At 64.5% G+C, this 12628-nt stretch carries 11 protein-coding genes; 4 read left to right on the top strand and 7 right to left on the bottom strand.

The features are described 5' to 3' along the window. Positions 1-76: 76 nt before the first annotated feature. The 6 genes from AC5RU3_RS01550 to AC5RU3_RS01525 form a co-directional block, all read right to left on the bottom strand. The gene (locus tag AC5RU3_RS01550) at positions 77-1450 is read right to left on the bottom strand and encodes an MFS transporter (RefSeq protein ID WP_309071207.1); all 1374 of its coding nucleotides are present in this window, start codon (positions 1448-1450) and stop codon (positions 77-79) included. Next, on the bottom strand, positions 1431-3233 hold the full coding sequence (locus AC5RU3_RS01545; RefSeq protein ID WP_493964712.1) for an ATP-binding cassette domain-containing protein: 1803 nt from the start codon (positions 3231-3233) through the stop codon (positions 1431-1433). The genes AC5RU3_RS01550 and AC5RU3_RS01545 overlap by 20 nt, the downstream gene beginning before the upstream one ends. Then, positions 3226-4095, bottom strand: a complete 870-nt coding sequence (locus AC5RU3_RS01540) for an ABC transporter permease (RefSeq protein ID WP_309071320.1) — start codon at positions 4093-4095, stop codon at positions 3226-3228. Before AC5RU3_RS01540 ends, AC5RU3_RS01545 begins: the two co-directional genes overlap by 8 nt. Then, entirely contained in the window at positions 4088-5029 is a 942-nt protein-coding gene (locus AC5RU3_RS01535) for an ABC transporter permease (protein ID WP_309123762.1), read from the bottom strand. Before AC5RU3_RS01535 ends, AC5RU3_RS01540 begins: the two co-directional genes overlap by 8 nt. 40 nt (positions 5030-5069) lie before the next feature. Next, on the bottom strand, positions 5070-6614 hold the full coding sequence (locus AC5RU3_RS01530; protein WP_493964711.1) for an ABC transporter substrate-binding protein: 1545 nt from the start codon (positions 6612-6614) through the stop codon (positions 5070-5072). Positions 6615-6759: 145 nt separating this feature from the next. Next, positions 6760-8196 (bottom strand): FAD-dependent oxidoreductase, encoded by a 1437-nt coding sequence (locus tag AC5RU3_RS01525; protein ID WP_493964710.1) that lies wholly within the window; start codon positions 8194-8196, stop codon positions 6760-6762. A 174-nt stretch (positions 8197-8370) separates the two neighbouring features. On the opposite strand from AC5RU3_RS01525, the gene rarD reads away from it, so the two are divergent. Further along, the gene (gene rarD, locus AC5RU3_RS01520) at positions 8371-9333 is read left to right on the top strand and encodes an EamA family transporter RarD (RefSeq protein WP_309071324.1); all 963 of its coding nucleotides are present in this window, start codon (positions 8371-8373) and stop codon (positions 9331-9333) included. On the opposite strand, the gene AC5RU3_RS01515 is transcribed toward rarD, so the two are convergent. Then, entirely contained in the window at positions 9334-10875 is a 1542-nt protein-coding gene (locus tag AC5RU3_RS01515; protein ID WP_493964709.1) for an APC family permease, read from the bottom strand. It abuts the gene before it with no gap. A gap of 233 nt (positions 10876-11108) precedes the next feature. Between AC5RU3_RS01515 and AC5RU3_RS01510 the strand changes: the two genes are divergently transcribed. The 3 genes from AC5RU3_RS01510 to AC5RU3_RS01500 are packed head-to-tail and all read left to right on the top strand — an operon-like array spanning position 11109 to position 12595. Then, on the top strand, positions 11109-11753 hold the full coding sequence (locus tag AC5RU3_RS01510; protein WP_309123758.1) for a hypothetical protein: 645 nt from the start codon (positions 11109-11111) through the stop codon (positions 11751-11753). Next, the gene (locus AC5RU3_RS01505) at positions 11753-12358 is read left to right on the top strand and encodes a hypothetical protein (RefSeq protein WP_493964708.1); all 606 of its coding nucleotides are present in this window, start codon (positions 11753-11755) and stop codon (positions 12356-12358) included. Before AC5RU3_RS01510 ends, AC5RU3_RS01505 begins: the two co-directional genes overlap by 1 nt. Then, a complete protein-coding gene (locus tag AC5RU3_RS01500; protein WP_309071328.1) occupies positions 12359-12595 on the top strand; it encodes a helix-turn-helix domain-containing protein in 237 nt (78 codons plus the stop codon). Positions 12596-12628 lie beyond the last annotated feature (33 nt).

The following is a 12628-nucleotide window of genomic DNA, read 5'->3' as shown; positions in this document are numbered from 1 at the left end:
AGCGCCGCATCCCGCCGACGGACCGGTACCAGTGCGGATTATTCTCTGGAGTACCTCACCTGACAAGGGCGAGTGCTTACTGCCTCGTCCTTCGGGCCGACTCAGGGTGCCGGAGCGCGGGGTGACTTCCATGCAGCAGCTTCGGCAGCAGGAGCGCTGCTAGCAGGGCAAGTGCGATGAGTGGCAGCCAGGGGGTTCCCGGCCACCAGTGATGCCGGTCGGTCAGGTCCAGCAGCCAGCCCAGCAGTGCGTTTCCAGCCAGCACTGCGACGCCGCCGCACGTTGCTGAGAGCCCGTAGTAGGCGCCACGGCCTGCTCCCGCTCCGGCGCTCTCCGGGATGAAGCTGGGTATGAGCGCGAGGACCGTGGGCCGAATCAGCATATGACCGAGCATGAGGACTCCGACGATGCAGACCATCAGTACCGCGGCGTGCGGTACTCCCGCGATGGCTGGTCCTGCTCCCTGTGCGTCCCAGCCTGATGCCTCGGAGCGCGTCCCTGCAGCTACCGCCGTCAGTGCGGTGATTCCCATCGCACTGGCCATCAGCAGGAACCCCACCGACACGGCCCGCCCCGGCCCGATCCGTTGGCCCATTGCAGCGACGGGCAACTGGAGCAGCAGGGTCATCACCGAAGCGGTCAGGAACAGCACGGCCAGCCACGAACTCTCCAGTCCCCGCCGGCCCAATTCGAGCGGAAACGCGAAATAGAGCTGGTTGTACGCCAGCATGCTGGTGCTTGCAAGAAGGCAAAAGGCGACGAACCGCCGGTTTCGCAGGCACGCCAGAGCGTCACCGGGGCGGCGCGCTTCGACTTCCGCTTCACCCTCCTGCGGTCGGCGTACCGGGACGTCGGCGGGCAGCCGGAACCACAGCAGTATGGTCACGGCGGCGAAGACAGCTATTCCTGCGGCCAATGCTGCATCGAACCCCCACCCCAGCAATGCCGCTCCAAGCAGGGGTCCGAGCAGCGCTCCTATTTCACCTGTGATGGCCAACCAGACGAACACCGACCGGCCGCCCTTCCGTCCGTCGGCGTTCGAGGGTGTACGGCTCGTGCGGGGAACCTGTCTCGAACGGTCCGCGTACGAGAGTTGGGATTCAAGGGCTGGCGAGAACAGCGCACCCCCTGCCCCGGTGAGCACGGCGCCCAGGAGAAAAAGGGTGAAGTCCGACGCCGCCGCCAGCGTCGCATAACCGGCGATGCGGACCAGACAGCCAGTGAGGATGGCACGGCGGGCACCCCACCGGTCGGCCAGCAGACCACCAAAGAGGAACATGCCCTGCTGACTGAACGTCCGGGCACCAAGGACAAGCCCGACGGCGGCCGCGTCCAGCCCGTAATCCCCGCCCATGGCTCCGGCCAGGAAGGGTATTACAGCATAGAAGCCCAGGTTGAAGACCAGCTGCGCACCGAGAAGTGTGCGCGTTTCAGAGGGGTATCGCGACACTGGTCGGTCTCTGTATCGTTTGCGCAGCAGCAACCAACTGCTTGCTGTGGCTGTGCTCCGGCTTCGCGAAGAAGTCGGTCGTGCGTGCCAGCTCAACGAGGGCGCCCTGATAGAGCACTGCCACCCGCCGGCTCATATACCGGATGACGTTCATGTCGTGGGAAATCATGATGAGGGCGAGCCGGCGGTCGTGGTGCAGGCGCAACAGCAGGTCCAGGACCTTGCGCTGGGTAACGGCGTCCAGGGCGGAGGTAGCCTCATCGCAGATCAGTACCGCCGGATCCAGGAGGAGCGCCCTCGCAATCGTAAGTCTCTGAAGTTGTCCGCCGGAACATTGGCTCGGGTAGCGTTCCAGCAGATCCGCCCCCAGTTCAACGTCTTGGACAGACTGCCTGATGAGCGCCTCACGCTCGTCCGCAGTGAGGGCACGACGGCGCAGCAATGCAGCTTCCAGGCTGGCGCGCAGTTTCATGCGTGGGTCAAATGCGTCGTGCGGCTCCTGGAAAACCAACTGCACTGCCGTTGGGTCCTTCACCTCCCCTGGCCGCGGCGATCGAATGATTCGGCCTCGATCTGGCGTCTCCACACCGACGAGCAGGCGGGCGAGTGTGCTTTTTCCGGAACCTGACTGCCCCAGCACACCAAGGATCTCCCCCTCCCGCACGCTGAGGGAGACTCCGTCGAGAGCCGGTCGGGCACCGCGCCCGTTCGAGGGGAACCGCTTGGTGACGTTCTCCAGTGCCAAGATGGTGCGTGGCGACCCGGCCTCGACCGAGGAGGCCCCGCCCCTGGCGACCGGCGTCGGGAGCGGAGTCCGGACCGCATGGCCACCTCCTTGCTTCTCCGCCGCAACGCGGACCGGGATGCGCGGAAGCGTCTCAGCCGCCCTTGCCTGAACCGTGCGGGCCCGGAGCAGGCTCTCCACCGGGATGCGCACAGGTTCCCGCGCGGGGTCGACCGTCGCCGTTGTGAGGGCTGACGCCGAGAGCAGTTCCCGCGTGAACGTGGTTTGCGGTGTATTCAATACAGTCCTGACCGGACCAGTCTCCTGGATGCGGCCGCCGTCCATCACCACCACCCGATCAGCGAATGCCGAGACGGTGGCCAGGTCATGGGTGATGTAGAGGACCCCGAGCCCGTGCACGTTTCTCTGCGTATCGATCAGCTCCAGGATCTGCCGCTCGAGCACTTTGTCCAGCGCCGACGTCGGCTCGTCGGCGAGCAGCATCTCCGGCTGACCGGCCATGGCAAGCGCGAGCATGGCCCGCTGTGCCATCCCGCCGGAGAGCTGATGCGGGTACGAGCGCGCACAACGGGTCGGATCCTCGAACCCGGCGTCGGAAAGCAGCCTCAGTGTCTGCGCTTTGGCAGCTCGTCCGCGCAGTCCGCGGTGCAGTTTCAGCGGCTCAGCGAGGTGGCGTCCGATCGTCATCCTCGGATTCAACATGCGCTTCGGCTGCTGATACAGCATGCCCAGCCGGCCGCCGCGAATACGGTTGAGCTCCTTGTCTTCACAGCTCAGGAGTTCTGTCCCGCCGAGCCGGATAGAGCCGGACGCAACACGGATCCCGGGCGGAAGCAATCCCAGCACCGACAGCGCAGTCATGGTTTTACCGCTTCCGGAGGCCCCCACCAAGGCCACCATCTCACCCGGCTCGACGGAGAGCCCGACGCCGGAAAGCAGCAGCGGAGGAACCCCGCCTTCTCCGGACGGCAGCCGAGCAGCCGGCCCGGTGCTGGACCCGGCGAGGCTGAGACCCTCGATGGACAGACCCTCACCCATGGCCGGCAGCCGCCGTCGGAACTGATGCGGCGAGCAGCAATGTGCTGCCCGACATACGTGCCAGATGCTGGCCGAGAAGCGTCACGCAGAGCGCGACGACGAAGATGACCAGGCCCGGGGCGAGCATGGTCATGGGCGACCTTACTGCGTAGGGTTGGGCGGCGGCGAGCATCGACCCCCAATCCGACTGCGGAGGTTGCACCCCCAGGCCCAGGTAGGAGAGGGCGCCGACACTGATCAGAAATTGGCCGAAGCGGAGGGTGGCCTGCCCGAGCAGAGGTCCAGCAAGATGGGGCAGGATATGCCGCAGCACTATGAACCAGGGCGGGCACCCCAGCACCCTGGCTGCGTCCATGAACCCGCGCGCCGAGACGTCGTAGGCCAGTGCCCTGGCCAGCCTGGCGAAGGGTGTCCAGCCGGTCACGGTCAGGGCAAGCAGCAGTGATGGGTACCCCGCGCCAAGCGCCGCAACCAGGAACAGTGCAATCACCATTTCCGGCATCGCCAGCAGAACGTCACTGGTACGGGTGAAAAACTCGTCGAGCCATCCGCGCCGGCGTGCACTAAGCACACCGATCGCTGTGCCGATTGCCGCGGTAAGTACGGTGGCAAGGGCTGCGATGGTCAGTGAGAAGCGGCCGCCGTCGAGCAGTCGGCTCAGGGTGTCACGGCCCAGGTGGTCCGTGCCCAGCCAGTGTGAAGCACCAGGCGGAGCAAGCCGGGATACGAGATCCTGCTCGGCCGGCGGATAGGGCGCAATCCAGGCGCCGAGGGCGACTGACAGTACGATGAGCGCGAGCACGGCGGTCGCGATGCGAAGGTGCACCGGCAGACGGCCCACTGCCCGGGTGAGCTTACGCATGGCGCATCCTGACCTGTGGGTTGAGGAGTCCGTGCACAAGGTCGGCCGCAGTGGTCAGCACCACCGCAAGCCCGACGACGAGGACGACCGCGCCCTGCGCCAGCGGAATGTCGCTGTTCAGCACGCCGTCAAAAAGCAGGCGCCCCATGCCCGGAATGGCGAAGATCACCTCAATGATGACCGATCCTCCCAGAAGACCTGCGAACCAGACGGCAACCAGCGTCGTCAGCGGGAGCAGTCCGTTGGGAATGACGTGCTTCCGCACGGTGTCGAAGCGGCTGAGCCCCCTGGCCCGTGCGGCCACCACGTGGTCTGCTGCCAGGGCCTCAAGCATCCCATCGCGTACCGCAGACGTGAAATGACTTGTGGGGCGCAAGGCGAGGACCGCGACCGGCAGCACAGCCGACGTCGGGCCCTCCCACCCTGCCGACGGCAGCACGGAGAGCTGGATCGCGAAGACCAGGACGAGCATCGGCGCCAGCCAGTATTCGGGCATGGCGATGAAGGCCTGGTTTAGCGCGGTGATGGCCTTGTCCGCCGCACGGCCCTCCGTGAGGGCCGCCGTAACGCCGAGGACCACGGACACCAGGGCGGCCGCGGCAAGAGTCATGACCACGAGGCTGAGAGTGATCCAGAGGGCGGGCAGTACCTGCTCCACCACGGGGGTGCGGCTCGTGTAGGACAAGCCCATATCTCCGCGGACCAGCTGACCCAGCCAGCGCAGATACTGGGTCCAGAGCGGGTCCTGAAGCCCCAGCTGAAGGGACAGGGATTCGACGGCGGATCCGTCCACCATGTCGCCGGACACCCTGGAGCGGATGATCTTCCGCACTGGATCGCCGGGCGTGACATAAGGGATTAGAAAGACCGCGAAAGACGCCAGGAGAACGGCCGCCACCAGGGCAGCCGTTCTCCTGGCGAGGAACAGCATCATGAGCGGCCCTGATCTTCGGGCCTACGCGGGAGGGCCATGGTCAGGACGCAGACTTGGCCGTCTCCGCACGGAGCACGTACCGGGACAGCGGATCCTGCACGTGGGCCTGCAGATCGGTGCGCACGGCGTCAATAGCCTGCTCATTGACGAGCCAGATGTTCACGGCCTCGTCCTGGAGGATCTGCCCGGCTTCGGCGTAGAGCGTGTAACGCTCGGCGGTGTCGGCCGTGGTGGCGGCTTGCGCCACCAACTTGTCGTACTCCGGGTTGCAGAAGTGGCTCAGGTTGTAGCTGCCTTCACACGTGTAGTCAGCGGTGAGGAACCCGATGGGATCGGCGATGTCGATCAGGCGGTTGCGCTGGCTCAGGACCATGTCATAGTTGCCGGACAGCAGGTCCGGTTCCACAGCGGCGTACTCCTTGGTCGTGATCTTCACGGGAACACCGACCGTCTTCAGGTTCTCCTGGATGACGGTGGCCACATCGGCGAACTCTGCTCGCTCCACGATGGCGACGATCTCGAGCGGACGGTCGGCGCTGTAGCCGGCGGAGGAGAGTAGCTCCTTGGCGGCATCAACGTCCTGCTGTGGCACCGCTGCGCCGTCGACAGCCCACGGCTCCGACGGAGCGAAGGGACCGGTTGCCGGGATTGCGGCGTCTTCATAAACGCTCGCGGCCAGTGCTTCCAGGTCCAGGGCTGAGCGGACGGCTTTACGGAAGTCGACGTCGTCGAACGGCGCCCTGCCGTTGTTCATGTACAGCGTGGCGGTTCTCGGCGAATCGGCCTTCAGGACACTCACGTTCGGGTCGGCTTCAAGGGCCGCCAGGCCGGAGACTGGGATGGAGAGGGAGACGTCCGCTTCACCGGTCTGAATCTGGGCGGTGCGTGTGGCGCCGTCGGTGATGAACCGGATCTCGCCGCCGGCGAGCTGCACCGCACCGCCCCAGTAGTCCTCGTTGCGGTCAACCGTCAACGACTGTTTGGGTTTTTCGGACACGGGCTCGAACGGCCCTGTGCAGTGGCCGAACGGGTCTACCGTTTCACCCTCGAAGGCCGCGGGCGACAGGATCCCGGTGTTGACGCTGGCCAGACGGTAAGGAACCAGCGGACTCTCGGTAGGGGTGGTGACACGAACCGTGGACTCGTCTACCGCAGTGACTTCGCTGACCACGGCGGTGCTGAAGGCGCGGGCTGGAACTTCGGCGTCGAGCACGTTCTGCAGTGAACCGACCACAGCGGCAGCATCGAGCACAGTGCCGTCCTGGAACGTGACGCCCTCGCGAATGGTGAAGTCCCACTCAAGCGGTGCAACCTGTGTCCATTCGGTTGCGAGGGACGGAACGATCTTCCCCTGCTCCTCGTCATATCGGGTCAGTGTCTCCAGACACCCGGACAGGGAGAGGATGTAGGCAGCGTCGCTCTCGAGCGCCCAGTCGGCGACGGGCGCGCGGAAGTTGTTGACCACGATCCGCTGGTCCGGGTCAGCAGCCTCGCCCGCGCTGCCCGACGTGCCGCTGAAGGTGCAGCCGGAGATGGACAGCAGGGCAACAAGCCCCAGGGAAACGGACGCGAGTGAAGTGCGCAACGGGAAACCACCTAGCTAAAGCGTCTGCTGATATCTCAGCTGCAGACACGGGAGAAACGGCCGGAGGGCCAAGGCAAGTGTAGGCAAACCTAACTTGCCGCCCAAAAAACACTTCATCAGGCCGTCATCAAACCGGCCTCGCAGCTTACTCCCCGCGGGAGATAGCGATCATGTCCTCGCGCGGAACAAGCTTCACTCGTTCGCGAACCAGCTCAGGGAGGCTGGCGTCGTCGTGCATATAGTTGGCACCCAACTTCATCTCGTGGGCATCCAACCGAAGCCAGCCTTCCCAGGTGGTGTACCGGACGCCGCGCTCCTCAAGGAGGTTGATGATGGCGTCCTCGGATGGGTGCTCGGCGGGCGGGAGGTTCAGGCGGTCCTCGAGGAGGAAGCCGATGGTTTCGAGCGCGTCGCCCTTGGTGTGGCCGATCAGCCCGACCGGTCCGCGTTTGATCCAGCCCGTGCAGTAGATCCCCGGAACCGGGTTGCCCGACTCGTCAATGACGCGGCCGCCCTCGTTGGGGATAACGCCGTTCTGCTCGTCGTAACCGACCTCCGGCAGCTCAGATCCGAAATAGCCGATCGCGCGATACACGGCCTGGACCGGGTAGTCGAGGTACTCCCCGGTCCCCTCGACTCCGCCGGTGCCGTTGAGGCGGGTGCGCTCGAAGCGGATGTTCGCCACCTTCCCCGGAGTTTCAGGGGAATCGGTGATTTCGACCGGGCTGTGCAGGAAGTGCAGGTGCAGGCGGCGCGAGGCTGTGAACTCGGAGGGGTCCTCCGGCTGTTCGACGAGCCAGTTGGTCAGCGTCTTGACCATGGTCTTGGTCTGGTTGTTGCTGGCGATCTGCTGCTCGGATGCTTCGTCAAAGTCGAAGTCCTCCGGGTAAAGCACGATGTCGACGTCACGGGAGTGCGAAAGCTCGCGCAGCTCGAGCGGCGTGAACTTCACCTGCGCCGGCCCGCGGCGGCCGAAGACGTGCACGTCCGTCACCGGAGACCGCCTCAGTGCGGCGTAGACGTTGGCCGGAATCTCGGTCACCAGGAGGTCGTCGGCGTGCTTGGACAGGACGCGGGCGATGTCCAGCGCCACGTTGCCGTTCCCGATGACGGCGATCTCCTTGGCGTCCAGCGGCCAGTCGCGGTCGACATCGGGGTGTCCGTCATACCAGGAGACGAAGTCCGCCCCGCCGAAGGATCCCTCGAGCTCCACGCCGGGGATGTTCAGATCGGCGTCCTTCACGGCACCCGTCGCGAAAATGACGGCGTCATAGAAGGTCCGGAAGTCTGACAAGGTGAGGTCGCGGCCGTAGTTCACGTTGCCAAGGAAGCGGATGTCGCCGCGGTCCAGCACCTTGTGCAGTGCAGTGACAATGCCCTTGATACGCGGATGATCCGGGGCCACGCCGTAGCGGATCAGGCCATACGGTGCCGGGTACTGGTCGAAGAGATCGATGGAGAGTTCGAAGTCTCCGCCCTTGACCTCCTGCGACTTGGTCAGGATGTCTGCGGCATAAACACCGGCCGGGCCTGCGCCGATGATGGCGACCCGAAGCGGACGGGCCGACGTCGTGCTGGACACTGATGCCTTCTTCCTGGTGGAGTACCTGGGAGCTTCCCCGGAGGGATGGGAACGCGCGCATTAGCGCACAGTTTCCTATTCTAAATCCCCGATTCGACCCGCGTCGAAACCAGTGGCGAGGCTCACCCGGAAGGCGGGTGGAATAGGAACAGCACGTCGACGGTTGGCACGCATGTGACCCGCACCCACAAGACACCGCGCCCCGCCCGCAGCGATAACGCCACGGGCATCCTGTTCGGCATCGGCGCCTACGGCTTGTGGGGCATGCTCCCCCTGTATTTCCTGATCCTGCTGCCGGCCACCGCCGTCGAGATCGTGGCGAACCGGGTGCTCTGGTCGCTGATCTTCTGTGCCCTGCTGCTCACAGTGCTGCGCTCCTGGAAGACGTTCCGCGTCGCCGTCTCCGACCGGCGGGTGCTCGGGACCCTGACGGTTGCCGCGCTGTTGATCGCCGTGAACTGGTTCGTCTACACCTACGGCGTCACCAACGGACATGCCATCGAAGCCTCGCTGGGCTACTTCATCAACCCCATCGTTTCGGTACTTCTCGGCGTCTTCGTGCTTCGCGAGAAGCTCCGCCCGCTCCAGTGGGCGGCCGTGGGGATGGGTGTTGTCGCCGTCGTCGTTCTGGCGGTTGGATACGGCAGCGTGCCGTTCATCGCCCTGACGCTTGCGTTCTCGTTCGGGCTCTACGGGTTCGTGAAGAAACGGGTCGGGCCGAGTGTCGACGCCGTTTCGAGCCTGAGCATCGAGACAGCGGTCCTAACGCCGATTGCTGCGGGGGTCATGATCTGGCTGACGGTTTCCGGCGGAGCGACGCTGACCACAGAGGGCCCGGGCCACTTCTGGATCATGGCCGCGTCCGGCATCATCACGGCCGTCCCGTTGATCTTCTTTGGCGCAGCAGCCCGGCGGCTGCCACTCACGACCATCGGAATGCTCCAGTACCTGGCACCGGTGTTGCAATTTATCCTCGCCCTCACCGTCTTCGGGGAGGAGATGCCGCTGGAGCGGTGGATCGGATTCGGCCTGGTATGGCTGGGCCTCGCGCTCCTTACCGTGGACATGGTTCGTACGGTCCGGAAGAACGCGAGGCCTCACCACCGCGAGCAGCTTGGGCAGCCCGCGGGCGTCTAGTTACTCGGCGACCTCCAGCGCGGGGGTGTCCTTGCGCAGCGTCTCGCCACGGAAAAACCCGGGGCGGGAGCGGCGGACGAACATCATGACGACCACGCCCAGTGCGATGATCCCGACGCCGATGACGAACACCAGGCCGACGCCGAAGATCTCCGAGCCGCTGCCGAATGCCGGATCCCAGCTGTCGACGGCGGTCTGCAGGAAGACAATCACCAGACCGATGCCGCCGAGCAGTGGGGCAAGGAAACGGAAGACGAAGTTACGTGCCGAGCTGAAGGCCGTCCGGCGGAAGTACCAGACGCAGGCGAGCGCGGTGAGTCCGTAGTAAAAGCAGATCATCAGGCCGAGCGCCATGATGGTGTCGTTCAGGACGTTGTCGCTGATGACGCGCATCAGGGAGTAGAAGCCCGCGGAGATGACGCCGGCAACCACAGTGGCGAAGACGGGCGAACGGAACTTCGGGTGAACCGTTGCGAACCTGTCGGGCAGTGCCTTGTAGTAGCCCATGGCGAGCAGGCTGCGTGCCGGTGACAGGAACGTCGACTGCAGGGACGCCGCGCAGCTGGACAGCACGGCAAGAGACAGCAGGATTGCGAACGGGCCCATGACCGGGGCTGCAAGCGCCGCGAAGACGTTCTCCGAGATGTCCGCATTGTTGAGGCCGAGGCCCTCCGTTCCGACTCCGGAGAACATCACCGTTGCAATTGCGCCGAGCAGGTAGATCCCCAGTACGACGACGGCGGTGCCCGCAGCTGCCAGGCCTGCGGTGCGCTTTCCGTCGCGGGATTCCTCGCTCACCGTGAGGCAGACGTCCCAGCCCCAGAAGGCGAAGATCGACAGTGAGAGGCCCAGCGCGAAGGCGGAGAAGCTCTCGATCGCGAAGGGGTTGAACCAATCCCAGCTGAATGAAATGGAGTCAGCTGCAGCACCCTGCTGAATGCGGCTGAAAGCGGCAACCACAAACCAGGCAAGAACAGCTACCTGGAGTCCGACGAGGGCGTACTGCACAGCCTTGGTGGTCTTCACGCCGCGGCAGGATACCCAGACCGCCGCACCCACGAAGACGAGGCAGGTCAGGATGTTCAGCCACCGAATGCTCGTCAGGTCCGCAATCGCATCCTGCCCGGTCAGCTGTGCAAGGAAGAGATAGAAGAAGTCGACGGCGACACCGGCCAGATTCGAGAGCACGATGATGTTCGCCGCGAGCAGCCCCCATCCGCCGATCCAGCCGATATACGGCCCGAAGGCCTTGGTCACCCAGGTGAAGGTGGTGCCGCTGTCCGGGGTGTCAGCGTTCAATTCCCGATACCCGAGAGCTACCAGGAACATCGGGATGAAGCCGACGATGAAGATTGCCGGCAGATGGACACCGATGCTCTGCACCGTGGGTCCAAGTGTGCTGGTCAAGACATAGGCCGGGGCAATAGTGGAAATACCGATGACGATGACGGCCAGAAGGCCGAGCTGCCCCGTCTTCAGTCCTTTGCCGGAGTAGGTGGGAGTGCTGTCTGGATCGCCGGTGCGCACTTGCATAGTGCTCATGGGTTCCTTACCTCTTTGTTAGGAAAATATTTTGAGGACCGCCGTGTGGGTAAGCGGGTTTGCCACTGTCACCGGGATCACAAAACGAATTGCGTTCGTTTAGTATGCCGGTTTGACCACTTGGACGCAATAGGACGTCCGGCGCCGACAACTCGACTCCGCTAGTCCTTATCGACTTTCGTTAACTTAACGACTACCGTTATTAGCGATAACCGTTAACAACCGGAGGTTTCATGAACGCCGCGATACTGTCCGCCACTCCGCCCCGCGGAGCTCTTCGAGCCATGGAGAAAGGCGGCCTCATCACCGTGATGGTGCTGCTGGGCCTGGGGGTGACACTCCTTGCCGTCGTCATGGTCGTCGCCGTAGTTCTGGCCGCGAATGGAATGACATTCCTGTCACTGCCCTCCAGCACGTCGCCGGAAGGGCCCAATCTGCTCGGCAGCAACGTCACCGATGCCACCTTTGATTCCTTCTCGATGACGGTGCACGGCGTGAGCATCTCCGCGATGACACCGTGGATCTTCACCCTCATTCTGGGTTGCCTCGTTCTCGCCGCCACACTGGTGTTCTTTCTGGTGCTCGCCCTGCGGCTCTACCGGGGGCGTCCGTTCGGCCGGCTCATTACAGCCGGTCTCGCAACCATCGCCGTCGTGAACATCGCAGGTGCCTTCGTTTTTCCCGCGCTCTTCTCCGTCGCCTCGAGGTCAATCCTCGTGGACCTCGGGATTCCGCTCGACGGTGCGCCCTTCAAGGTCGGTTACCTCTTTACCGAGGCGGATATGGCGTCGCTCGTGGTCGGAGTGATCTGCGCGCTCTTCGCCGGTGCTTTCCACATCGGGACCCGGTTGCAGCGGGAGACGGAAGGGCTGGTCTGATGGGAAACCTGCTTCAGCGTGCTGACCGGGGCGCTGCCCTGGGAGTCGCAGCGATTCTCGCGATCTCGGCAGTCACCCTTTCCGTCGCCGCAGCGCTCACCGTCGTAGCGCCCGGTCCCCTGACTCTCGATGTTCCGCTGGCGAACCTGCAGGCGCCGGCGCTAGGAGAAGGCGTTTCCGGCATCGACGGCGCTACTTACTCCGCAGCTGAGATCACGTTGAGTGACGTGACTGGCCAGGAGCGCTGGCTGCTCGGTTCGGCCTCGGCGCTGGGTTTTCTGGCGGCCATCATCGCAATCGGCACTGCCGCCTGGCTTGGTTGGCGGATCTTCCGGCGCACGCCGTTCACACGGCGCCTGCCCGGTCTAATCGCCGTGTCGGGAATCGCAATCATCGTGAGCGGCACACTGGGTTCGTTGCTGCAGGCCTTCGCAGTGCACGCGGTACTTGAGAGGATCGATGTACTCCCGCCGCGTCAGGACGGAAGCTTCTTCCTGATGGAGCTCGATCTCGCGCCGCTCGCCGTCGGACTTTGCGCGGCGCTGGTGGCCGGAGCATTCGAGGCCGGCTACCGCCTCAAACGCGACACCGACGGGCTGGTCTAGATGGGAATCAGGGAGTCGGAGGACACCGGAATTCATTGCCGCCTGGATGAATTGCTTGCCGCTCGTGGAATGACCCTGACCGAGCTCGGAAAACGGGTGGACATGAGCATTGTCAACCTGTCCATCCTCAAGAATGACCGGGCTCGGGCCATCCGCTTCTCGACCCTCCGAGCCATCTGCGAGGTTCTTGAGTGCGAGGTCGGTGACCTGCTCGAGATCGACCGCACAGGCGCCTGAGCGAACAGACGACAGCGGCCGGCCGGTACAGCC

This window comes from Arthrobacter sp. MDB1-55 (assembly GCF_059092925.1).
This window is presented reverse-complemented; position numbering and strand designations above follow the sequence as displayed.

Excerpts from the sequence above, each read along its gene's own strand:
- AC5RU3_RS01545 (WP_493964712.1), bottom strand. The coding sequence starts at position 3,233 with ATGGGTGAGGGTCTGTCCATCGAGGGTCTCAGCCTCGCCGGGTCCAGC.
- AC5RU3_RS01540 (WP_309071320.1), bottom strand. The coding sequence starts at position 4,095 with ATGCGTAAGCTCACCCGGGCAGTGGGCCGTCTGCCGGTGCACCTTCGC.
- AC5RU3_RS01535 (WP_309123762.1), bottom strand. The coding sequence starts at position 5,029 with ATGATGCTGTTCCTCGCCAGGAGAACGGCTGCCCTGGTGGCGGCCGTT.
- AC5RU3_RS01515 (WP_493964709.1), bottom strand. The coding sequence starts at position 10,875 with ATGAGCACTATGCAAGTGCGCACCGGCGATCCAGACAGCACTCCCACC.
- AC5RU3_RS01510 (WP_309123758.1), top strand. The coding sequence starts at position 11,109 with ATGAACGCCGCGATACTGTCCGCCACTCCGCCCCGCGGAGCTCTTCGA.
- AC5RU3_RS01505 (WP_493964708.1), top strand. The coding sequence starts at position 11,753 with ATGGGAAACCTGCTTCAGCGTGCTGACCGGGGCGCTGCCCTGGGAGTC.
- AC5RU3_RS01500 (WP_309071328.1), top strand. The coding sequence starts at position 12,359 with ATGGGAATCAGGGAGTCGGAGGACACCGGAATTCATTGCCGCCTGGAT.